Origin of the sequence: Bartonella krasnovii (assembly GCF_003606345.3) — a bacterium.
GTDB classification, from domain to species: domain Bacteria; phylum Pseudomonadota; class Alphaproteobacteria; order Rhizobiales; family Rhizobiaceae; genus Bartonella; species Bartonella krasnovii.
In genome coordinates this window covers 1,948,134-1,971,642 of sequence record NZ_CP031844.2, presented here as the reverse complement: position 1 = coordinate 1,971,642, position 23,509 = coordinate 1,948,134, and the positions used below count along the sequence as shown (strand labels likewise).

The window sequence follows — 23,509 nt, the reverse complement described above, 5'->3', positions numbered from 1 at the left end:
ATAAGCTTTTTTTATTCTGTTTTTTGTTCTTCTACACATTGAATAAGATTTTTTTCTTCTGGATCATTAATGAGATCAGAAAGCGTAGCTTCGTTTCCTTTTGTCCACCATATATAGGGTCCTCCCATATATTTTGCTCCAGAAGCACTTATGCTGCGGGAAGCGATGATGCGCTTTTCTTGCCATTTGAAATCAACAAGTGAAATACTACCCGCATTGAGATAGGTTACTTCAACATGCTCTTTACTTGTACCTGTTCCGCATTGATAGGTCGTAACTTCTGTTGTTGGCTCTGGATCATCTGGCACCTCAATAACTAAAGAGCCAGCAAAAGCATTAAGTGAATTGAATAGCGGTAGGCTGAAAGAAATAAAAAATCCTACAATAAAAGCAATTTTTTTCATGATATTTCCTCAGTTATTTAAAATAACAACAGTGATTCATCCTTACAGAGGATGGGCTTTTTTTCTTCTGGATCTTGGGTAAGATCATAAAGTGTTACTTCTTTATTTTTCTCCCACCAGATATACTGCTCCCCTACATATTTTGCCCCAGAAGCAGCAATAACATTCGCAGCGATAATACGATCGCCTTGCCATTTAAAATCAACCAATGAAATATCGTCAGCGTTGTAATAGGTTGCTTCAACGCGTTCTTTATTTGTACCCATCTCACATTGATAGGTTATGGTTTGTTTTTCTGGATTACCTGACACTTCAATGACTAAAGCAGCAGCGAAGGTGCTGCTAACATTGAAAAATAATAAAGAGGAAAAAAATCCTAAAATTTGTAGAGTTTTTTTCATAACGCTTCCCTATATGAAAAGTGATTTGTCTTAATAAGATGGTGTCTACGGCAGGATTCGAACCTGCGACCCCAGGATTCATACCACTTCGGTTTTCACCGCCAGCGTTAAAAGCTGTTTGTGGTCTGGACTGTCTCTTCACCATAAAGCTTGCGCCTTTTAGGTGCTGCCCGTTCAGTCTCTACACCTTCCTCTCATGTGAGGAGAGGCTTGGCTCGGGATTGGCATATAGCTTTGCCCATGAAGCTTTCCCCGAATTTGAGCAGATCCGCTTTGAGGATTTCTCCTCAAGGCGCCCAATTACTTTAGGAATCCTGTGCTCTATCCTACTGAGCTACGCAGACATCATCATAACTATTCCTTTAATAGAAGTATAAAAACGAATCAATTATATTCAATATGAATTAACGAATTTCTGTTAATTTTTGTTCCAAAAAGGATAAAACTGCATCTGATGGAATATTTTTTGCAATAAATGATTGGCCAAGTCCTCGTGTTAAAATAAAGGTCAAATTGTTTTGTGAAACTTTTTTATCTTGAGCAATGAGAGTCATCAATGTTTCAACATTTGGTAGATCTCCTGGGATATCCTTTAACCGTGTAGGTAAACCTACAGCTTTAAGGTGTGTTTCGATACGATCTATGAGTGTGGGGTCACATAGATTCAGTTGTGAAGAGAATTGATGTGCCAGAATCATTCCAATTGCTACAGCTTCACCGTGAATTAAACGCTTAGAATCATAAGAGGTTGCTGTTTCAAGCATATGTCCAAAGGTATGACCGAGATTTAAGAGTGCGCGCTCTCCTGTTTCGTATTCATCGCGGGCGACTATGGCTGCTTTAAATTGGCATGAGCGAACAATGGCTTCTGTTCGCATGGGGCCATTGGAGAAAATTTTTTGTCCGTTTTTTTCAAGCCATGCAAAGAATTCAGGTTGGTTAATAAGACCATATTTGACCATTTCTGCATAACCTGCGCGAAATTGGCGTGGTGGGAGTGTATCAAGAACAGATGTGTCAGCAATAACGCATTGCGGTTGATAAAAAGCACCAATAAGATTTTTACCATATCGGCTGTTGATGCCTGTTTTGCCACCAACAGAAGAATCAATTTGTGCAAGAAGCGTTGTGGGCATCTGAATGAAATTCATGCCGCGGCGTATCATACTTGCGGCAAATCCTGCTAGATCTCCAATGACACCGCCACCAAAAGCAATCACACAGTCACCTCTTTCTAAGCGTGCGGCAAGAATTTGATCGATGACAGTTTGCAAGGTTGAAAATGACTTTGATTGTTCCCCTGCTTCTACAATAATAGGGACAGTATGGATTTTATTTTTGGTTAATTCTGCTTGTAATGGATCCAAATGGAGAGGTGCAACATTGCTATCTGTAACAATTGCCAAACGTGTTTGATGAAAATCCGTTTTCTGAAGAGAATGCTTAATTTGTAAAGCTGCTTGCTCAATGAGATTGGGTCCAATGATGATATCGTAACAGCGCTTGTCCAGTTTAACAGTAACGGTTTTGGTTTGCATGCTTGTTGTTCCTGTGGTTATTTTTCTGTATCGAGGTAGTGATGTATAGACCGTATGACATTTTTTGCCACGGTAAGACAGCTTTCTTTATGCGTGTGAATTGTTAAGTTTGCCTTTGCATAAATAGGATAACGCTGGTCCATGAGCTTTTGCATGGTTTCTTTAGGGTTTTCTGTTTGGAGAAGGGGGCGCGTTTTGCGCTTTGAGACACGTTGCATGAGGATATCAAGGTCGGCTTTGAGCCAGATCGATATAGCATTTTGATGAATGGCTTTTCGTGTATATTGATTTATGTAAGCACCGCCACCCGTTGCTAAAATGAGAGGACTTTTTTTTATAAGATTGAGAATAACACGCTGTTCAAGAGCGCGGAATTCTGATTCACCATAAATTTTAAAGAGTTCGGTGATGGTCATTTTTGAAGCTTTTTCAATTTCTTGATCAGAATCATAAAAGGGTAAATCAAGCATGGTGGCAACGCGTTTTCCGATGACTGATTTTCCTGCTCCCATAAGACCAACAAACACAAGAGCGCGTTTATCAAGAGATGATAAGATTTGTCTTTTTATTTGTAAGAGAGACGGATGTTGGGGTCGGTTACTTTTCATAGCTTATTTCGGCATTTATCTGTTTTAAAGTCAATTCCTGTTAATCTTTATAAGATAAAATAAGAGATAGAGTATTTGGGGAAGTTTATTATTTTATGCCAACATTAACCAGACTTTTGATGATTCTTTTCATTTTGTTTGCTATTCTTTTTAGTATAATGATCATTCTTGTCGTTTTTGTTGAACCTGTAACTGTGGATATGTCTGTTGATGTCCCTTTAGATTCGCAGGCTCTTTCTTTGAGAATGAATCAATGAAAAGTAATATTGTGATAGAGCGTTTTCTTGAAATGATGAGTGCTGAGCGAGGCGCTTCTGCTCATACACTTGCGGCTTATCAGCATGATTTACAGTGGGCGCAAGAGGAATTGTCTTCGCATTCGGTTTCGCTCCTTTCAGCACAAAAAGGGGACCTCATTGGTCTTTTGTCGCTCATGCATACATTTGGTTTTGCAGCAACGTCACAAGCGCGCCGTTTATCAACATTGCGTCAATTTTATCAGTTTCTTTATGCAGAGGGATTAAGAGTAGATGATCCTTCCAATGATATTGATGCCCCTCGCCAAGGGCGTCCTTTGCCCAAAATTATCAGTGAAGATGCGGTGATAAAATTTCTTGATTTGGCGCAGGTGGAGGTTAATCAAGCAGATTATGGATCTAAGGATTATCTGCGCGCATTGCGTCTTCAGCTGTTGAGCGAAATGCTTTATGCAACAGGATTACGCATTAGTGAGTTGGTGAGTCTGCCTGTGCAGGCTGTTCGAGGGAAAGCATACAGTATTTTGGTTCGCGGTAAGGGAAAAAAAGAACGAATGGTGCTGTTATCAAAAAAAGCCTATCAAGTTCTTTTGCAGTGGTTGGATTTACGTGATCAGGGAGAAGATGCGAAAAGCCTTTATCTTTTTCCGGCCCATTCAGAAACAGGCTATATTGCACGTCAAGTTGTTGCGCGGGAATTAAAAAATCTTGCTAAAAGGGCTGGAATAAAAAGTGAAAGCTTTTCTCCCCATGTATTGCGTCATGCTTTTGCTAGCCATCTTTTGCAAAATGGTGCTGATTTGCGTGCCGTTCAACATTTGTTAGGCCATTCTGATATTTCTACCACTCAGATTTATACCCATGTGTTGGAAGAAGGACTTTATCGTCTCGTTAATGAGCATCATCCACTTGCCGATGAGCAAAAGGCTCGCTAAAGAAAAGGTGATGTTTTAGAAAAGACTTTATAAAGAAAATTATAAGTGTATAAGTGACACTGAATGAGTTGGTACAGAATGCATAATTATCTTGATTTTGAAAAACCAGTTGCTGATCTTGATGGAAAAATTCTTGAATTAAAAAAAATTTCTCAGGAAAAAGACAGTCTTGATATGAGTGACGAGATTGCACGTCTTGAAACACGTTCCAAAACGGCATTGCGCGATCTCTATAAAAAATTATCTCCGTGGCAAAAAACACAAGTTGCTCGTCATCCTGACCGTCCGCATTTTATGGACTATTCTAAACGCCTATTGAGTGATGTTACACCTTTGGCAGGCGATCGAAAGTTTGCTGAAGATGAGGCTGTTCAAGCTGGGTTCGCGCGCTTTAAGGGGGAAGCAGTAGCTTACATTGGTCAAGAGAAAGGTCACGATACGCAAACACGTTTGCGCTATAATTTTGGTTCTGCACGTCCAGAAGGATATCGTAAAGCTGTTCGTATTATGGAAATGGCTGACCGATTTGGTTTGCCACTCCTTACTTTTGTCGATACGGCGGGTGCTTATCCTGGGGTAAGCGCTGAAGAACGTGGGCAAGCAGAAGCCATTGCTCAATCAACAGCCGCAACTTTGCGCCTAAAGGTTCCTGTTGTATCTGTTGTTATTGGAGAAGGTGGTTCTGGGGGGGCAATAGCAATTGCGGCTGCCAATAAAGTTTATATGTTGGAACATGCCATTTACTCGGTTATTTCTCCAGAAGGAGCTGCTTCTATTTTATGGCGTGATCCAGCGCGTGCAAAAGATGCTGCAATGAATATGCGTATTACCGCTCAAGATTTGCTTCGCTTAAAGATTATTGATGGCATTATTTCAGAGCCTTTAGGAGGAGCACATCGTGATAAAGAGATTGCCATTGATGCAACGGGTGAAATTATTTCAGAGGCTTTAAAAGCTATGGCTGGAAAAGATGGTGAAGTTCTTAAACAGGAACGAAGGGAAAAATATCTTCAAATTGGTCGGTCATTAACATAAGTTGTTTTTTATGAGGGTTGTTGGATTGGAGTTTTTTCGATGACATTTAACAGATTCCTTGCTTTGTGTGTGTTGTGTGTAATGGGAATATTGACAGCCTGTAAAGGGAGATTACCAGCTTCTATTCGCGCTAAAGTTGAGCAGCCTCTTCCGCAAGAAATCCAGAATAGAATGGCTTTGTATGATATTGATCCTTATGCACCAATTGTGATGCGCTTTTTCAAGGAAGAAAATCTTGCTGAAGTTTGGAAGCAATCTCGTTCCGGTCCTTTTATCTTGGTTGCACGCTATGGTATTTGTAAATGGTCTGGTAAGCTTGGACCTAAATATAAAGAAGGGGATCTTCAGACACCGGAAGGTTTTTATACGATTACAGCAAAGCAAATGAATCCTTATTCAAAATATTATCTTTCTTTTAATATAGGGTTTCCTAACCTTTATGATCAGGAAAATGGTCGTACAGGGAGCAATCTTATGGTGCATGGCTCTTGCTTTTCTGCCGGTTGTTATTCTATGAGTGATAAGAATATGGCTCAAATTTATGCTTTTGCGCGGGATGCTTTTAAAGGAGGACAAAGAGCATTCCAGTTGCAGGCTTTTCCTTTCCGCATGACCAAGGATAACATGTTACGTCATAGCAATGATCCTCATTACTCATTTTGGGTTATGCTTAAGAAAGGTTATGATTTTTTTGAAGAAAATCGTCAACCTCCAGTCGTTGAAGTGTATGAAAAACGTTACATTTTTAATCGCGATATTGATAAAACTTCAGTTTCTTTAATGAAGTAGTATTATTTTATTCTGCTACATCGTGAAATGCCATTGCTTATGATGATGGCGGGACAGGATATGCAAAAACTTTAATATGGGATGTTTAAGGGTGCGTCCATATTTTAAAGCGTTGAGTTTTTTCATAGAGCTTTATGTCAGTACATTAAATAAAGTGTAGGAAGACTAAGAGCAATTGGCTCAGAGAAGTTGGGTTCTTTGCAGACCAATAAGTGTGGCAATTTTGGTTTTTTAGTGGAGATTAGGTTAATATAAAATGCACCTCTCTTTTTATTTTCAATAAGATAATATTTTAGGATTTTATTGTTTCATGCTGTAAAATATTATCTTATCCTGCTTGGGTGATAAGATATATGCATACATCTAAAAAGACGATATTGCTTCTGTCTGATATTAGTTTTTTGCCTAAACTTAAGCAGATTTTATTTCAATCAGTTCGGGAAATATAGAGTTGAGCGGAATATTTAAAACCAAAAATGTGTCCAATAGGATTGTGAAATGAATCACATGAAGTTATTTGCAGATGAAGCGTATATTGAGAGAAAATAACCTAATTACAGATTAGTAAGTATTAAAAAATTTTATCATAATAATTTAATTTATAATGGTAATTTATAACTTTTTTCCATTTGAATAAGAGCTTAAATTCATGAGGTCTTTTATCTGAAAATCTGTTTATCTTGAATCAATCAAAATTATTCGCTTGTACATTACAAGCAGAAAATGCTGCATAGATAAAACTGTACAATAAAAATGTTTCTAGTGAAATTGTCTCACGTACCAAGAGCTACTAAACATTGGGGGCTAGAAAATCTATGGTGAAGCTTTTTTGTTTTTTTTAAGCGTAAAGAAGTTATGGATCAACGGATTTAACGTTATAGGGGTGAATTAAAATTTTATTCCTGGAATGATGAGAGGGTTTTCTAAGAGAGCTGTTTTGTCTGCAGTATCTATGGCTGGTTTATTAAAAAAAGCATTGAGAAGTTTTTGTATCGCTTCTTTTTCAACACCATCAGCAATGATGACAAAACGTGTTTGTTTTACTCCTTTTGGCCATGATGGCAGTCTTATGGGGGGGTGAAAAAATGTTTGTACGCCGTGTAATACAAGGGGGCGATAAGGATCATCACGTAATGCGATTATTGCTTTAATACGGAGTAATTTTGCACCATAACGGTCTTGTAAGAGATCTAAAAAAGCTTCAATTGTAGCATAATCAACAAGATCCTCACAGTCTAGTGAAAAGGTGCGAATGGTTTTATGAGAGGGATGATCATGTAAAGCCGTCGTAAGATTTTTCTTAAGATGTGTATTTTCTCCTTTTTCATTCCATAATGTGTGATTTATTAATAGATTTGAGCAGAAATCTTCAGAATAGGCATCAATGATTTGTGCTGTGGGATTCATTCTTTTGAGTGTGTTAAGGAGCGTATTTGAAAGGGATTGTGGGCCCATAAGATCTGTTTTGGTGAGAATAATTTTATCAGCAAGGATTAATTGTTTATATATTTCAGGATAGCGCTCACATATGGAAAGTGTGCTTAATGTATCAAATGTTGCAAGAACAGCATTTATGGACAGTGTTTGAATAAACAACGGGTGGCTTAAAAGTATTTGTAAAATAGGGGCGGGATCAGCCATCCCTGTTGTTTCAATGATAATGTGATTGAGTTGTTTGATCTGTCCTGTCTGGATGCGATTGATTAAATCCGTTAATGTATCAACGAGATCACTGCGTAAATTGCAGCATAAGCAACCATTGGCAAGCTCAATAATTCCTTCTGTCGTCTTTTCAACCAGAAGGTGGTCAATACTGATTTCGCCGAATTCATTGATGATAACAGCACATTCCGTTAAGAGAGGATCTTGTAGCATACGGTTGAGCAAAGTTGTTTTGCCAGAGCCTAAAAAACCAGTAATAAGCGTGAGAGGAATGCGCTTTATTTTCATTTTAATCATCAACCGTGGTTGTATTTTAAAGAAACATATCTTATGACGTCAACCCCATTCACAATGGGGGCCCATGAGGAAGATGTGATGGATAATTGCCTACGAAATCCATTTTATTGCTACTTTTAAGTTTATAAAGATAAGTGCGGGTGCAATCATGTTACTTTTTAGTATTCATGTTTATGATAATTCTTCGCACTTGAAAGGCCTTATAGAAAGAGTTTTAATTCCTTACTTTGATTATTTTATCTATATTCTCATCCACCTTGTGACGTGAAAGAGATTGATTTTAATTGATATCAATAGATATGGATTTGAAATGAGAGAATTTTACGATATTTGTGGTTTTGGAGAAACGGGGCAAAATGATTAATCATAAATTGTGAAGTGTGGCTTACGGCTTTTTTATAGGATAGTTTGTGCGTCTTTTATACGGATTATGGGGTTTTCTTAGTGGTTTTACTGTTATTTTAGGTGTCTGTGGGCTACGAATGAGATGTACCACTAAAGGATGAGAAAAAGAAGAGGGAGCAGTGATAAAAGGTGAGGTGAGAATAATATTTCCTTGATCATCATATGAATTGGCATGCATTTTTATGGCTTCAGGCGTGCATGTTTGTTGTCTCATATTGTTGGCTTGTGTTATGTTGTTTCCATAAGGTTTTAATGTTGCGAGTGTTAGTTGGGGGCTTCCTTGATGTAAAAATCCTATTTCAAGAAGTTGTGCCGCTTTTTCTTCCCTTTCACTTATGTTGTTTGCCCCTAGAATGACAGCAATAATTGTACGTTTATTGCGGGTGGCTGAGGCAACAAGATTAAAACCAGAGGCGCAAATAAAGCCTGTTTTCATACCGTCTATTCCATAAAAACGACCAATGAGGTTGTTTGAATTATGCTGGATTTTTCGGTTATTACCAAAATCAATGGCTGGAATAGAAAAATAATGAGCATATTGTGGAAATTCCCGACGTATTTGGACGGCTAAAAGAGCAATATCACGTGCGGTGGAGTAGTTTTGAGGATCTGGTAAACCACTTGCGTTCGCAAAATGGGTGCCAAACATGCCTAAACGTTTAGCTTCGCTATTCATTTTGCGCACAAAAGCTTTCTGTGAACCAGCAACGGCTTCACTCATGGCAATGGCCAAATCATTGGTCGATTTAACCATGGTGATACTTAAGGCTGTATCAAGTGTGAGAACAGAACCAGCTTTATAGCCTGAACGATATGCTGGTGCTTTTGCGGCATATTCGCTGATGGTAATAGGTTTGTTGGGTGAAATTTCTCCGTGGCTCATGGCACGAAAAATAACATAAGCGGTCATTAACTTTGTTAAGGAAGCAGGATACCAACGCTCAAAAGCTTGATGATGTTTTAAGATATTTCCAGTTGTAACATCAACAGAAATAAAAGGCTGAGACAGAGCAAAAGTGCTTGTCAAGATCAAAATAAGAGACAAAAAAAGATTAATAAAGAGTCGTTGCATTAAGTTTAAATCCAATATCTTCTTATCAGTGATTTAGAACTGTTTTAATTTAGTACAAAAAGCTTTTAAGTCTATGATAGAAGAGGGGAAATGGTTAATGCCGTATGCGTTTTTTGCTGAGATAAAAAGACTATCATTCTTTAATTTTCCCCTTTGTGTTCAACTTCGTGGCTTGCAAAAGCCCCTCATGCAATATCTTTTCAATCATGGATATTGCGCTATGCCTTATTCGTTGATCATGTTCTTCATTGAAAAAGAGCATGCTATTGTGCTGTTTATCTACGCATTTCTTTTAAAGAGATTTCCTTATTTTATCTCCCACCCCATATCTTTGCACAGTTTGTAATATATCATCTATAGTCCATTAGGTATTACAATTTTTGTGCTTATATTTATGCTTATAGATGTATAGACAACCACCGTATTCTACTGATTAACTTCTAATATTGCAACTGCTCTTCTCTTGATACGGTTTATAATCAGTATATTTAACAAAATTTTGTGTTTCACACATTACTTTCTTTTTCTGGAATAAGCTGCAAGCAAACTTTTGGTGTTTCCTTAGAGGTTAAGTAAGATGGAAAGATGCTCCTGTATTTGTTACTTTGAGTTTCATCTAAAAAGAGACTATTATTTTATCAATCAATATTTTGATCGTGATATTTTAGTGCTTGAAGCCTTTTAATAGCACAAGCGGGTAACGGTGGAGGATTAGAATCTTGAGCTGCTAAGAGAAGCAGTTCATCACACGCTTCTTCAGTTTTTTGGATCAGTTGATTTAGAAAGTCACGTTTACTTAAACCAGCTTCTATTGGAGGAAGAATACGAACACGAATTGTTCCAGGATAGCGGCGGAAATTATTGCGGGGCCAATATAGGCCGGCATTATGCGCAATCGGAACCACTTGAAGTTCTAATTCATTATAGAGTGCGACAATTCCTGACTTATAATCTGGTTCCTGACCGGGTTGTCGGCGTGTCCCTTCGGGAAAAATGAGGATTTGACGCCCTTGTTTTACTTTTTCTTTTGCTTTTTGTATAACTGTTTTTAAGGCTTTGATGGGCGTTGTGCGGTTAATGGGAATAATTTGTGTTTTTGCCATATACCAGCCAAACAATGGAATCCACATCAATTCACGTTTTAAAATAAGAGTGGGATCATCAAAATAGGGAACAAGGCTGAAAGTTTCCCATGCAGATTGATGCTTTGGAGCAATGATATAGGCCCCTTGGGGAAGATTTTCTAATCCTTCGATTTCATAACGTGTACCCGCGATGTATTTTTGCAAAAAGAGTGTAACGCGCGCCCATGTTTTAGGAACAATCCATGCCTTTTTTCGGGGCATGAGAAAATAAACGGGAGCGTAAAGAATCATTTGTATGAAAGTTGTGGTATAAAAAGCGAATGTAAAAAGAATAGAACGAAGGATAAGCACTATATTTTCCATTTTATATCTATAAGAAGACTTCGTATATAATATAATTTACAGAAGAAAACATCTTCTTTATGTTTTTTTCGAGCATCTATTTTTTCAGTAATTCATTTTCTGATATTTAAAAACAGAAGGAAAGAGGTTGATGGAATTACAAAAAGGTGAACTTTTCATTCCACGGATTTTATCTATTGCGGGAACAGATCCTTCTGGTGGCGCTGGAATGCAGGCGGATTTGAAGGTTTTTTCAGCCATGAAAACTTATGGTATGAGTGTGGTTACAGCTGTTGTTGCACAAAATACTCAGGGTGTGCGTTCTTTTCAGGCATTAGATGCTTCTTTTGTTGCAGATCAAATTGATTCTGTTTTTGAAGATATCCACGTTGATGCCGTTAAAGTTGGTATGGTTGCAAATGCCCAAATTGCAAAGGTTATTGCAGAACGTCTTGCTTATCATAAAGCGCGTTTTATTGTTTTTGATCCGGTTATGGTTGCAAAAAGTGGTGATGTTCTTTTAAACTCTGATGCCATTGAAATTATGCGTGATATTCTTGTGCCGATGTCAACTTTGATCACGCCAAATTTGCCTGAAGCTGCACTGTTATTGGGATGTGACGTGCAATGGTCTTTAGAGGCTATGTATCAATATGCTCCACGACTCTTGGCGCTAGGGTGTCATGCAGTTTTGTTAAAAGGTGGACATTTGAATACGCTTGCCAGAAATAGGACAGAAAATTATGATTATTCTAGTCCAGATCTTTATTGTGATCGTGAAAATCTTGTTATGCTTGAAGCTTCTCGTCTTTCAACCACCCATGATCATGGGACAGGGTGTACCATTTCTGCTGCCATTGCAGCTTTATTGCCTACACAGCCTTTAGACTGCGCTGTGAAACAAGCAAAGAACTATTTACATGGCGCTTTAACGGCCTCAAATGCTTTAAAAGTAGGGAAAGGACGAGGTCCACTTCACCATTTTTATGCATTGTGGAAAGATTGATACAACAGTTTATTATGAAAATTTTCACTCTTTAGATTTATTTCGTTATTATATACTGTTTGGGATTGATGATTGATAAGTGTTAACGCATTGTAGCTTAACAGTTGTTTTATATTTAAGAAAAATGAGAGAAGAGAGAGAAAAGTTATAATTTATTGCTTTTATACATATTTTTACGATTAATATATCGTGTGTAAAAGGCAATCTTAAGTGAAAAAAAGAGAGCTCGTTCATCCTATCATATTTGCTATTGATCGATTGGTTGGTTATATTTGGTTTCTGCTGAAAGTAATAAATTTTCTTAAGTGATGAGTAAAAAAGAGTTTTCCGTTAAATGACCATGTGTTTATTGGAATAAACTTTAAATTCACCAAAGTTTATAAAACCTCATTTTTTATAAATGCTAATTCCCTCGTGAGAGGCTTGCAGACCAATAACATGACATTTTTTTCTTTTTAAATGCTTAATAGCAATTTTTGTCATGAATGTCCCAATGCCTCTTTTTTGAAAATCTGGATTGGTGACAATATCATACACACCACCAATGCCATCCGCTTTCATACAAAAACATATGGCTACAGGATTGTTATTTATATACCCAACAAACATCTCTACATCGGGATCTTTTTTATAAAAATGACCTATGGTTTCATAAAATCTTACTGCCTCTTCATCAAAAGGCTCGAAGACGGATGCCATAATATTTCCGTAATCTCTGAAATCTTGAAGTGATTCAACTTCCTTGATTTTTAAGTTATCCGGCATAGAAGTAACATGTGAGTCTATATCTTGCGCTAAAGCCGCTATTCCTACCTCTGTTTCAATATGCTCTAAACCAATAGATAAGAGAACTTTATCGACTTTATAATGAGACGAATGAGGTCCAACCCACCAAGCTAAAGGTAGCTTTTGTGCATTACAAGGAATCTATTATAGATTTTGCTTGGCCTACAGGTACAGTTTCTTGTAATTTTTTAGCAGAGACAATATTGAATGTGTCTGAAGCAAATGTTGAATTGACAGAAGATACGCCATTTGAAAAATCAATAACTGTCATTTTAGGGTACAATTTTGGTAAAAACGTACCTTTGAATAAAAATTATTCTCTAATGATAAGTCAATTTTTGATTTGTTTAACATTTGTTTCCTTTGTCGTTGTACATTGATCTGTTAATACCGGGGCTGTAAAAAGTCCGTTGGCTTAAAGGCAATCGCAAATTCTTTTGCATAAGCCTCTATAACATACAAGACAGCAAAAGATCTGCCGCCAATACTAAAAAACTATCTTCAGGATGGTAAGAGGCAATACAAAATACTGTTGGGAAAATGCCTTTGGGAAAATAATCCTAGCAAAGTTACAAGTTATCGTTGCCAAATAACGTCACGGACCAACAGGAATCGTCTCTCTGGCTTTCCGATCCGACTTTACACGCTTTAGTGACTTAGCCGATCATACTCATCTCTCAGAAAATCGCTTAAATCACTTTCATATAAATAATGACCATTGTTTTGGGGCTAAAAAATTATTATCCGATGATTGAAGAACAACGCTCTATAGCTTTTCAGAAAAAAGTACGAATCTAAAAAATGATCTTTGGAAGGTCTTTGAAGATCCTTTGAGAACCCCTTAAAAATCATGTGAAAGAAAATAAACTGCTACAAAAGCCAGTGTCAAAATATACAAAACCTGCTGGCAAGTTACATGCAACAAGAACGAATAAATCAAAATTCAATGGAGCGGGCGATGGGATTCGAACCCACGACCCCAACCTTGGCAAGGTTGTGCTCTACCCCTGAGCTACACCCGCTCACCGATTCGATACATACTTTGCTTGTATGGCTTAGGCTTCTATGAATTGCAACAAAAAAATATCATCTCAGTTTGATTTATTTTGTCTATATAATAAAATAAAGATTGATTTTAGAAGATTTTTTAGTAATAAACTATTCCCTTTTTAATTTTTGCATGGAGAGGGGTGGAATATAATGTTGAAGAGAATAAGTATATTAGGGGTTGTCGTTGCAGCTGTTTTTATGATGAACAGTGCTGTAAAAGCAGATGACCAAGTTAAACATGTTAAAGTTGCTTTAACACAAATTATGATCCATCCTGCGGCGGATGCTGTTCGTAAAGGTGTGGAAGATGTTCTTGCAGAAAATGGTTATAAGCAAGGTGAAAATTTTCAACTGACCTTTTTATCAGCGCAGGGAAATATTTCAACAGCAACGCAAATTGCACGTAAATTTGTTGGTGATAAACCCGATGTTATTGTAGCGATTACCACGCCCTCAGCACAAACAATGCTTGCAGCAACAAAAACAATACCTATCGTCTTTGCAGCGATTTCTGATCCTATCGGAGCTAAAATCGTTTCTTCGCTGACCAAGCCTGGCGGCAATATGACAGGGAGTTCTGATCGTATTGATGTTGCTGAAAGTGTTAAACTTTTGCAGGAAGTAAAACCAGACTTGAAAAAAATTGGTTATCTTTATAATGCTTCTGAAGCAAATTCTGTTTCAACCCTTAAGACGTTAAAGGATGTCGCAAAAAAAACTGGAATTGAAATCATTCCTTCATCGGCACCAAAACCTTCAGATGTTCAAGCAGCAACACGCGCTTTAATCGGGAAGGTCGATGTTATTTTTGTTCCTGCTGATAATACGATTCTGTCTGTTTTAGAGGGAGCCATAAAGGTCGCCCAGGAAGCCAATATGCCTGTATTTACTGTTGATGCGAATACGATAGGACGTGGGCCTTTTATGACGCAAGGTGTGAATTTCTATGATGTTGGGGTTGATGCTGGGAAGTTGGTTGTGCGTATTCTAAAGGGTGAAAAGCCTGGTGATATTGATATTGTGCAGGCAGCTAATAATGACATTCGAATTGATCTGAAAGCAGCAAAAAAGGCAGGGATTGTTATCCCGCAGGCCGTTATTGACCGTGCAACAAAAGTGATTCAGTAACTTTTGTTGATAGGGTGTTAATACAATTTAATACATAAAGTACGTTACGTTTTCATGAGGACTGTCTTTACATGAATATATTTGCCTTTTCTGGCGCTGTGGAATTAGGTCTTATTTATGCGTTTGTGGCTATAGGAGTTTATCTCTCATTTCGTGTTTTGGATTTTCCGGATTTGACAGTTGATGGCTCGTTTCTTCTTGGATCCTGTGTCTGTGGCGTCTTGATTCTTTTAGGTTTTAATGCATGGATAGCTATGGCATGTGCTTTTTGTGCGGGTATGGTAGCAGGTTTGGTTACAGCTCTGTTGAATTTGCGTTTTGGCATTTTGAATCTTTTGGCTTCTATCTTGACAATGTCAGCACTTTATACAGTGAATCTCCGTATTATGGGGATTATGGGAGGCTCTAATATTAATTTGGCGCTTTCTGATACGGCTTTAACACCCTTTTATAATTTTTTTGGGTTACCTGATATCTTTGTGCGTCCTCTTTTCATTGGTGCTGTATTGCTGGTGGTGGCATTCTTGATCTGGCGCTTTTTGGAAAGTGAAATAGGTCTTGCTATGCGTGCAATGGGCGCTAATCCACAGATGGCGACGGCGCAAGGCGTTCATACTTCAGCATTGATTTATTTTGGTATGGGGCTTTCTAATGCTTGTGTTGCGCTTGGTGGTTCTCTTTATATTCAAACTGCAATTGCAACAGATATTACCGGTGGAATTGGTACAATTGTTTTTGGGTTGGCTGCTGTGATTATTGGGGAAACGCTCTTTCGTACGCGCAATATTTTTTGGATTATCATCAGCTGTATTGTGGGGTCTGTGCTTTATCGTGTGGCCGTGCAATTTGCATTTGAGGCTAATGGAATTGGTATTGATACGTCGACAGATCTTCAGTTGATTACGTCACTGTTGGTTGTGTTAACCCTTATTGTGCCACGCTATTGGAGGAGGCGTAAACGTGATTGAGCTTTTTCATGTTGGGGTCACATTTAAACCGCAAACACCTTTGGAAAAACAGGCTCTCATTGATATTAACCTCAAAATTGATCAGGGTAGCTTTGTTACGGTTATCGGTTCAAATGGTGCAGGTAAATCAACGTTGCTCAGTGTTTTGGCGGGAGCAACACTTCCCTCGACAGGAAAAGTGGTTATCAATGGACAAAATGTTTCTAGGCAATCAGTCAGCGAACGCGCTGGGAAGGTCGCCTGTGTTTTTCAAGATTCTTTAAAGGGAAGTTGTGGTTCTTTAACAATTGAAGAAAATTTGGCTCTTGCCGCTCTTCGAGGAAATCGTCGTGGTTTGCGTTCAGCTTTAAACCATGACAAAAGACAATTTTTTCGAGAGAAAATTGCTCAATTAGGTATTGGTCTTGAAACATATATTCAAAATCCTATGGACAGTTTATCTGGTGGACAACGCCAAGCCGTTTGTCTTGTGATGGCAACGTTAGCCCATGCAGATGTTTTATTACTTGATGAACATACCTCAGCACTTGATCCTGGAATGGCTGATTTTGTGATGCGGTTGACTGAAAAAATCGTTGAAGAGAAAAAATTAACAACTATTATGGTAACCCATTCTATGCGTCAAGCTCTTGATTATGGTGATCGCACACTGATGTTGCATGGTGGAAAAGTGATTTTGGATGTCTGTCATGAAGAACGTAAGGGCTTGAATGTTAATGATTTAATTCATATGTTTCAGAAAGTTCGCGGGGAAGTTCTTGATAATGATGAACTGTTAATGGATTAATAGTGTGGCTCAGAAAAAAGCACATGAGGTTGATCAATTTCTAACGCGCTTCTCACGTGCTTTTCCTATTGTTCTCATTTATGGACCAGATCGTGGTCTTATTTGTGAACGTGCCCAACGTTTTGCTAGGCTTACAAAGGTCGCAATAGAAGATCCATTTTCGACAATCCGTTTGGATGCTGCTGAAATTGATAAAGATCCCGCACGTTTGGAAAATGAAGCGCGTACTTTCTCGCTTTTTGGGGGAGACCGTTTGATATGGATTTCTAATGCTGCTAATCAAAAGGGTTTTCTTGCGGCCTTGAAACTTTTAATTGAAAAACCACCAGAGAAAAGTTTTATCCTTATTGAGGCAGGGGATTTAAAAAAAGGAACAGGATTGCGCAATGCTATTGAAACAGCAGAAAATGCAATGGCTTTGCCTTGTTTTGCTGATGATATGCGTTCTCTTGACGGTTTGATTGATAAGGTTTTAGAACAGTTTAAGAAGACTCTTTCCTTAGATGCACGTAGATGGTTGCATGAAAGTTTAGGGGTAGATCGTCTTGTATCACGAGGTGAATTAGAAAAGCTTTGTCTTTATGCTTCAAATGTTCATATTACTCTTGAAGATGTGAAAGCTGTTGTAAGCGATGTAAGTGCTCTTTCTCAAGATGAAATCATTGATGCTCTTTTATTGGGCGATATATCAGGTTTTGAAGCGCATTTTAATCGACATATAGCATTGCAAGGGGCGCTTTTTTTTATTTTAAGTACAGCACAAAGGCATTTTCAGCAATTACAGCTTTTGCGTTATCAGGTAGAGGTTGAAGGAAAAACGCCTTTTACAGTGGTTTCTCAAGCGCGTCCTCCTATTTTTTTTCAACGGAAAAAAAATGTTGAACAAGCTTTAAAATATTGGAAGTTAGAACATATTGCCTATGCTATGGAAAAAATTCAAACTGCTGTTTTAGAAAGCCGTAAAAACCCGCTTTTGAGTGAAGCTATCATCCGCCAAGCTTTGTTGGGGCTTACAATTATTGCACGACGCCAAATGGCGGCTTAACATGTTTTAAAATATGTTAATTTTTTTTATTTTGCGTATAGTGCAAGCGCATTTTTAGCAATTACAGCTCTTGTGTTATTAGGTAGAGGTTGAAGGTAAATCGCCTTTTACGGTGATTTTTCAAGTGCATTCTCTTAAGCAATGAAATAAGAATTTAGAAGTTTGGTTTTAAATTTTTCGTTACGTATTTTTTGCATTTTCTAGATAAAATGATCTGTTGTTTATTTACGCCGAGTAAATAGTGTTATTCTCTCGTTGTAGTTTTTTAATATTTTGTGCATAACTCTTGAACGAACAAACAGAAAAGTTATGATTTTTTACAACTATCTTTGTTGCCATTTGCAAAGAATCTTTAAAGGTGAAAGATGCCCCCTATTCAATTTGAAAAAATAGCACTCATTGGGATTGGTCTAATTGGATCTTCTTTAGCAAGAGTGATTAAAAAGAAAAATCTTTCAGCTCAGATTTTTATTGCAACGCGTCGACAAGAAACACTGGAAAGAGCGCGTGAATTAGAACTTGGAGATTTTTATACAACGGATAATGCAAAGGCTGTCGAAGGTGCTGATCTCGTTATTATTTCTGTTCCTGTTGGAGCGAGTGCAGAGGTGGCAAAAGACATTCATAATCATTTAAAGCCAGGGGCGATTGTGAGTGATGTTGGTTCTACAAAAGAATTGGTTATCACAGAAATGGCGCCTTTATTGCCAAAAACGGTTCATTTTATTCCGGGACACCCTATTGCTGGAACAGAATATTCGGGTCCAGATGCTGGTTTTGCTGATTTATTTATGAATCGCTGGTGTATTTTAACGCCTTTTGCGGAGAGTGATGCGGCGGCAGTCGCACGGTTGACAGCGTTTTGGGAAGCTTGTGGGGCGCGTGTTGAAAGGATGGAGCCGAAGCATCATGATCTTGTGTTGGCGATTGTTTCACATTTGCCACATTTGATTGCCTATAATACTGTTGGGACAGCGAGTGACTTAGAAAAAGTAACAAATTCGGAAGTGATTGCTTATTCTGCTTCCGGTTTTCGTGATTTTACGCGTTTGGCATCTTCTGATCCCGTTATGTGGCGGGACATTTGTTTGCATAATAAAGAGGCTATTTTAGAGATGTTGGGTCGTTTTAGTGAAGGGCTTGCTTTTTTAGAACAGGCAATTCGTATAGGTGATAGTGAAACACTGTTTAATTTTTTTACGCGTACGCGTGCTGTGCGCCGTAATATCATTGCCGCGGGTCAGGAAATTGATGCCCCTGATTTTGGGCGTCATAGCGTTTCTAAAGAGGGAATGTAGAGTAAAAGATTTTTGAATTTTGTGCTATTGTTTTGCTTATTCTTATCATGCTTTTAGGTATCTGTTCTGTTCAATTGTTTGTTGTAATGAGGATACGGTACTGTTTTCAGTCGTTTGTGTGACGATAAGCGGCGGTGCTTACCTTTATATCTCTAACCCTGTGCTCCAAAAAGGTTTTTGCACTCTCAGAGGGGGCTTGTTGTTTTGGTTAGTCAATTCGCATAAATGAGAGAGAAAAGGGATATGCTTCAAATGCAATTTATTTCATATCAACGGACATATAATTCGTATTAGTCACATCTGTAAAAGGAAAGAAATCGTTTTTTAAAAGATAAAAGCTTTGTTCAATAATTTTTTGTATTGCTGATGGTAAAGACCTATAAAATGCTTTTATGGTGTTATTCTTCACATTATCGAGCCAAGAATTATAGCCCTATAAATTTGACTTTTACGAATATAACCAAGAGATTTGTGAAGGATTTTTCAGGGAGAGGGATTTTGTATGAATGCTTGTAAATCAATGCAAAGCTAGGTTGTATTATGGGTGTTGTCTCGTAAAATGTTTTATAAAAAAACAGAGGCGCGTTCTTCAATTCTCATGGAGCAACATGTTTTAAAAAAAATATTCTTATGATTCAGTATATTCGTTTTTTAGCTTTTATGTGCTCGTTTAGAGCGGGAGTATTCTATTTGATTGATTATTGGTCTTTTAAATCGGGAAAAAACTTTATTTGAGAACAATATATCAATATAGGCATAAATATAAAAACTCATTTCTACCTATCCTCTTTTAATTTAAGCGTTAAAACGTGAAGAAGCACTCATGGAAATATCTTTGCCTCAGATTTTATTTTTTGCGTTCTTTAATGGAGAGTAGTTTTCAATATAAAATAAAAAGCCTCAAACAGGAGACAATTTGTTTAGTAAAATTTGTTGGCTTTTCTAGTTTTTGGATAGGATGAGGCTTGACCACATGCATTATTGCCCTTTATACTCAAAAGCGTTTATTTTTAAAGTCTTGGTGTTTTTATACAGTATGAGATAACTGAAAAAAAATATGTTACCAGAAAGTATTGAGGTTTGTTAAGAAGTATCTTTTGGTATGGCTATCGTATTTTTGGTGACGCAATAAGTCATTATTGGCGTGATAATGGAAGTGCTTTTGCAAGCCATGTTGCGCTGTCAGGTCTTTTAGCATTTTTTCCTTTTTTTATTTTTGGAACATCTTTTGCTCGTTTTCTTGGGGCTTTTACCTATACACCGCAAAAAATTAAAGCGCTCGTACAGCTATTGCCTGATGTCATTGCTGAGCCTTTATCTCAGGAAATTGTCAATGTTTTAACCCTTCATCAAGGAGGCGTGTTGACGCTTTCTGTCATTGGAGCGGCTTATTTTGCTTCTAATGGAATAGAGGCTTTGCGTACAGCTTTGAATAAAGCGTACCGTGTGACTGATCGACGGAGTTTGTTGTTTTGTCGTTTTCAAAGTTTGTTTTTTGTAATCCTTGGAGCTTTTGGTCTTGTTGTAATGAGTTTTTTATTGATTTTAGCGCCTTTGCTGATCAAAATTATGCAAAATCATTCTTTTTTTATGACTGAATATATTGGGGTTATTCGTGTATGGCGTTATACAATTGCTGTCGTTATTTTGTTTATCAGTCTTTTGATTGTTCATAAATGGCTTCCAGCAGGAGAGCGGAAATTTATAGATATTTTACCAGGAATCGTGGTGACAATGTTTGTATGGTTTATGGCTTCTCTTACTTTTGCGCAATATTTAACGATGTTTGATTATATTTCAACCTATGCGGGGTTAGCATCTATTATGGTTGCCATTATTTTTCTTTACATATTAAGCGCAATTTTTATTTTCGGGGGTGAAATAAATGCTGCAATAATGTTTTATCGCAATTGTTGGCAATCGCCTCAATGAATGAAAAAATTGTAGATCATATGAAAGCTAAAAGATGGGGCAAGGAATAAGACCAGCTATTACTTTATTGGTTGATGCAGATTCCTGTCCTGTAAAAGCTGAAATTTATCGTGTTATGAATCGTTATCAGCTTAAAACATTTATTGTCGCAAACCGTTTTCTTTCTCTTCCCCAAGAAGAACTCATTGAAAGAATCGTTGTTTCTGATGGGCTTGATAGGGCTGATGATTGGATTGTAGAACATGTACATGAGGCGAGTATCGTTATTACCAGTGATATCCTTTTAGCAGAACGCGTTGTACGGTCTGGTGGGCTTTGTCTTTCGCCAACGGGGCGTATTTTTGATACCAATTCAATTGGTCAAGCTCTCGTCATGCGCACTTTGATGGAAGATTTGCGAGAGCAGGGGCATATCACAGGAGGACCTCGTCCTTTTTGTGGAAAAGATCGCTCTGCTTTTTTGTCAGCGTTGGATTGTCAAATCCAACGTTTAAAAAGACGTGGTTATTAGATTATTGTGCTTCTTTCATGACAGCTTTTATGAGTGTTTTGGCTTCATCATTGGCCCATGGCGCTGCTCCATTATAGGAAGCAATGAGATACCCCTTTTTATCAATGAGAAATGTGATGGGAAGTCCTAAAGCAAGTCCTTGTTTTCTCATATCGTTGAAGATATTCATGGTTTCATCGCGATAGTAGACTAAATTATCTGCATGAATATCTTGCAAAAATTGCTGAATTTTTTCCACAGAAGCGGCTTTATCGATATTAATCGCTATAACATCAAAGTTTTCTCCACCCAATTCGCGTTTTAATGCTGCGAGTTCAGGCATTTCTGTGCGACAGGGCACGCACCAGATAGCCCATAGATTGATGAGTATCGGTTTTCCGTTAAATTCAGCGAGAGTGTGGTCTTTTCCTTGAATATCCTTAAAAGAGAGGGTATTCATATCTAAGGGTGTGTCCATAAATCGCATGTGAGCAAAAAAGCCTGTTGCAGCTTTTTGGATTGTCATCATTTTTTTGTCTTGTATTTTTTCTGTCTTTTCTTTTGAAATGGCGTTGGCAAAAGAGGAGACTGTCTTGTCATGATGATTTTTTATTGCGTATAAACTGATACCAACTAAGATAATGGCAACAAAAAAGGATGCTATGAAAATTTGCCTCTTTTTGTTTTTCTTTTTTGGACTATTACAATTTTGAAGAATCATGGTTTTTGTCCTTTTTATGGGTGTTTTTAGAATATGACAGATGAGAATTTAAAGAATCCAATGTGGGGGGGACGGTTTATCGCAGGACCTGCTACAGTTATGGAAGAAATTAACACCTTAATTGATGTTGATCAAAAACTCTATCGGCAAGATATTCAAGGTTCGCTCTCTCATGCTGAGATGTTAGCGCAAACAAAGATTATTTTACAGTCTGATTATGAAAAAATTTCTCATGGTTTAAAAATTATTCTTCAAGAAATTGAAGAAGGTACATTTGTTTTTTCACGAAAGCTTGAAGATATTCATATGAATATTGAAGCGCGGCTGAGTGCGTTGATTGGTCCTGTTGCTGGGCGTTTGCATACGGCGCGTTCACGCAATGATCAAGTGGCTGTTGATTTTCGATTGTGGGTTCGTGAGGCGTTACAGAAAATAGCACAAGCTTTAAAAGAGTTGATAAAGCAATTACTTGCTCTTGCAGAAAAACATGTCAATACCTTTATGCCTGGATTTACACATTTACAATCGGCACAGCCTGTTACATTTGGTCATTATATGATGGCTTATGTTGAAATGTTTGGTCGCGATTTATCGCGGATGCGTGATGCTATTGAGCGAATGAATGAATCACCTTTGGGCGCTGCGGCTTTGGCAGGAACAAGTTTTCCGATTGATCGCTTTATGACAGCACAAGCGCTAGGTTTTCGAGAACCTACACGTAATTCAATAGATAGTGTTTCTGATCGTGACTTTGCATTGGAATTTTTAAGTGCTGGTGCTCTTTGTGCCATGCATCTTTCGCGTTTAGCAGAAGAAATCATTCTTTGGTCAAGTCAACAATTTTGTTTTATTCGTTTGTCAGATGCTTTTTCAACAGGTTCGTCTATTATGCCACAAAAGAGAAATCCTGATGCGGCCGAGTTAGTACGAGCAAAAGCAGGTCGATTAAATGGTGCGCTTATGGGACTGTTAACGGTAATGAAAGGATTACCGCTTGCTTATTCAAAGGATATGCAAGAAGATAAACAATATGTGTTTGATGGGGCTTTGAGTTTAGAATTATCACTGGCGGCAATGACAGGAATGATTGCTGATTTGAATGTGAATAAAGAAGCTATGAAACAAGCTGCAGATTTGGGATATGCAACAGCGACAGATTTTGCTGATTGGCTTGTTCGCGAATTAGGAATTCCTTTTCGTGAAGCACATCACGTGACAGGGCAAGCTGTGGCATTGGCAGAAAAAAAACAGTGTCGTCTTCAGGATTTATCATTGGATGAGCTTCAAACAATATGTCCTGATATCAATGCGACACTTTTTGATGTTTTGACTGTTGAAAAATCTGTTGAAAGTCGCAAAAGCTTTGGAGGAACAGCGCCTTTAGAGATTCTTCGGCAAATTGCCTATTGGAAAAAACGCCTTGTGAACGCTTGAGTGATTGTATTTTAAAGGTAAAAAAAAGAGATGA

Annotated in this window: 22 protein-coding genes, 1 tRNA gene and 1 pseudogene; 14 read left to right on the top strand and 10 right to left on the bottom strand. The window is 37.8% G+C overall.

The window, feature by feature from the left end:
- Nucleotides 1–11: 11 nt before the first annotated feature.
- From D1092_RS08535 to D1092_RS08520, 4 genes and pseudogenes are all read right to left on the bottom strand, one after another.
- Entirely contained in the window at nt 12–404 is a 393-nt protein-coding gene (locus tag D1092_RS08535; protein ID WP_120121495.1) for an MliC family protein, read from the bottom strand.
- 17 nt (nt 405–421) lie between these two features.
- On the bottom strand, nt 422–805 hold the full coding sequence (locus D1092_RS08530) for an MliC family protein (protein ID WP_120121493.1): 384 nt from the start codon (nt 803–805) through the stop codon (nt 422–424).
- Nucleotides 806–1,209: 404 nt separating this feature from the next.
- Complete coding sequence (aroB, locus tag D1092_RS08525; RefSeq protein WP_120121491.1) at nt 1,210–2,343, bottom strand: 3-dehydroquinate synthase; 1,134 nt, start codon at nt 2,341–2,343, stop codon at nt 1,210–1,212.
- Nucleotides 2,318–2,951, bottom strand: a pseudogene (locus D1092_RS08520) (shikimate kinase). The gene aroB and the pseudogene D1092_RS08520 overlap by 26 nt, the downstream one beginning before the upstream one ends.
- Nucleotides 2,952–3,046: 95 nt before the next feature.
- Here D1092_RS08520 and D1092_RS09585 point away from each other — a divergent pair.
- The 4 genes from D1092_RS09585 to D1092_RS08505 all read left to right on the top strand — a co-directional run bounded on the left by D1092_RS09585 (nt 3,047) and on the right by D1092_RS08505 (nt 5,967).
- Nucleotides 3,047–3,208, top strand: a complete 162-nt coding sequence (locus D1092_RS09585; protein WP_167309324.1) for a hypothetical protein — start codon at nt 3,047–3,049, stop codon at nt 3,206–3,208.
- The gene (locus tag D1092_RS08515; RefSeq protein WP_120121488.1) at nt 3,205–4,143 is read left to right on the top strand and encodes a tyrosine recombinase; all 939 of its coding nucleotides are present in this window, start codon (nt 3,205–3,207) and stop codon (nt 4,141–4,143) included. Before D1092_RS09585 ends, D1092_RS08515 begins: the two co-directional genes overlap by 4 nt.
- Before the next feature lie 78 nt (nt 4,144–4,221).
- Complete coding sequence (locus D1092_RS08510; protein ID WP_120121486.1) at nt 4,222–5,178, top strand: acetyl-CoA carboxylase carboxyltransferase subunit alpha; 957 nt, start codon at nt 4,222–4,224, stop codon at nt 5,176–5,178.
- A 39-nt stretch (nt 5,179–5,217) separates the two neighbouring features.
- On the top strand, nt 5,218–5,967 hold the full coding sequence (locus D1092_RS08505) for a L,D-transpeptidase family protein (protein WP_120121485.1): 750 nt from the start codon (nt 5,218–5,220) through the stop codon (nt 5,965–5,967).
- Nucleotides 5,968–6,855: 888 nt separating this feature from the next.
- On the opposite strand, the gene D1092_RS08500 is transcribed toward D1092_RS08505, so the two are convergent.
- From D1092_RS08500 to D1092_RS08490, 3 genes are all read right to left on the bottom strand, one after another.
- Entirely contained in the window at nt 6,856–7,917 is a 1,062-nt protein-coding gene (locus tag D1092_RS08500; protein WP_174767374.1) for a CobW family GTP-binding protein, read from the bottom strand.
- A gap of 394 nt (nt 7,918–8,311) precedes the next feature.
- Nucleotides 8,312–9,403, bottom strand: coding sequence for a D-alanyl-D-alanine carboxypeptidase family protein (locus tag D1092_RS08495; protein WP_120121482.1), 1,092 nt, complete (start codon nt 9,401–9,403; stop codon nt 8,312–8,314).
- Nucleotides 9,404–10,041: 638 nt separating this feature from the next.
- Complete coding sequence (locus tag D1092_RS08490) at nt 10,042–10,851, bottom strand: lysophospholipid acyltransferase family protein (RefSeq protein ID WP_120121480.1); 810 nt, start codon at nt 10,849–10,851, stop codon at nt 10,042–10,044.
- 130 nt (nt 10,852–10,981) lie between these two features.
- Here D1092_RS08490 and thiD point away from each other — a divergent pair, with 130 nt between their 5' ends.
- Nucleotides 10,982–11,836 carry a bifunctional hydroxymethylpyrimidine kinase/phosphomethylpyrimidine kinase gene (thiD, locus tag D1092_RS08485; RefSeq protein WP_120121478.1) on the top strand — a complete coding sequence of 285 codons (855 nt, stop codon included), beginning with the start codon at nt 10,982–10,984 and terminating at the stop codon, nt 11,834–11,836.
- Between the two features lie 387 nt (nt 11,837–12,223).
- Here the strand turns inward: thiD and D1092_RS09980 are convergent, their stop codons facing one another.
- A complete protein-coding gene (locus D1092_RS09980; RefSeq protein WP_241436094.1) occupies nt 12,224–12,601 on the bottom strand; it encodes a GNAT family N-acetyltransferase in 378 nt (125 codons plus the stop codon).
- A gap of 146 nt (nt 12,602–12,747) precedes the next feature.
- Between D1092_RS09980 and D1092_RS09975 the strand changes: the two genes are divergently transcribed.
- Nucleotides 12,748–13,002 carry a hypothetical protein gene (locus D1092_RS09975; protein WP_241436093.1) on the top strand — a complete coding sequence of 85 codons (255 nt, stop codon included), beginning with the start codon at nt 12,748–12,750 and terminating at the stop codon, nt 13,000–13,002.
- Between the two features lie 567 nt (nt 13,003–13,569).
- Here the strand turns inward: D1092_RS09975 and D1092_RS08470 are convergent.
- Nucleotides 13,570–13,644, bottom strand: a tRNA-Gly gene (locus tag D1092_RS08470).
- 178 nt (nt 13,645–13,822) lie between these two features.
- Between D1092_RS08470 and D1092_RS08465 the strand changes: the two genes are divergently transcribed.
- The 7 genes from D1092_RS08465 to D1092_RS08435 all read left to right on the top strand — a co-directional run bounded on the left by D1092_RS08465 (nt 13,823) and on the right by D1092_RS08435 (nt 21,341).
- Complete coding sequence (locus D1092_RS08465) at nt 13,823–14,800, top strand: ABC transporter substrate-binding protein (RefSeq protein ID WP_120121476.1); 978 nt, start codon at nt 13,823–13,825, stop codon at nt 14,798–14,800.
- 71 nt (nt 14,801–14,871) lie between these two features.
- A complete protein-coding gene (locus D1092_RS08460) occupies nt 14,872–15,768 on the top strand; it encodes an ABC transporter permease (protein WP_120121475.1) in 897 nt (298 codons plus the stop codon).
- Nucleotides 15,761–16,555: an ABC transporter ATP-binding protein gene (locus tag D1092_RS08455; protein WP_120121473.1), complete on the top strand. Its 795-nt coding sequence runs from the start codon at nt 15,761–15,763 to the stop codon at nt 16,553–16,555. Before D1092_RS08460 ends, D1092_RS08455 begins: the two co-directional genes overlap by 8 nt.
- Before the next feature lie 4 nt (nt 16,556–16,559).
- Nucleotides 16,560–17,600: a DNA polymerase III subunit delta gene (holA, locus tag D1092_RS08450; RefSeq protein ID WP_120121471.1), complete on the top strand. Its 1,041-nt coding sequence runs from the start codon at nt 16,560–16,562 to the stop codon at nt 17,598–17,600.
- A gap of 365 nt (nt 17,601–17,965) precedes the next feature.
- A complete protein-coding gene (locus tag D1092_RS08445) occupies nt 17,966–18,898 on the top strand; it encodes a prephenate/arogenate dehydrogenase family protein (protein ID WP_120121470.1) in 933 nt (310 codons plus the stop codon).
- A 1,080-nt stretch (nt 18,899–19,978) separates the two neighbouring features.
- Entirely contained in the window at nt 19,979–20,830 is an 852-nt protein-coding gene (locus D1092_RS08440; RefSeq protein ID WP_120121468.1) for a YihY/virulence factor BrkB family protein, read from the top strand.
- Nucleotides 20,831–20,864: 34 nt separating this feature from the next.
- On the top strand, nt 20,865–21,341 hold the full coding sequence (locus D1092_RS08435) for a YaiI/YqxD family protein (RefSeq protein WP_120121466.1): 477 nt from the start codon (nt 20,865–20,867) through the stop codon (nt 21,339–21,341).
- Nucleotide 21,342: 1 nt separating this feature from the next.
- Here the strand turns inward: D1092_RS08435 and D1092_RS08430 are convergent, their stop codons facing one another.
- On the bottom strand, nt 21,343–22,041 hold the full coding sequence (locus D1092_RS08430; RefSeq protein ID WP_120121464.1) for a TlpA disulfide reductase family protein: 699 nt from the start codon (nt 22,039–22,041) through the stop codon (nt 21,343–21,345).
- Between the two features lie 33 nt (nt 22,042–22,074).
- Between D1092_RS08430 and argH the strand changes: the two genes are divergently transcribed.
- A complete protein-coding gene (gene argH / locus D1092_RS08425; protein WP_120121463.1) occupies nt 22,075–23,475 on the top strand; it encodes an argininosuccinate lyase in 1,401 nt (466 codons plus the stop codon).
- Nucleotides 23,476–23,509: the final 34 nt, after the last annotated feature.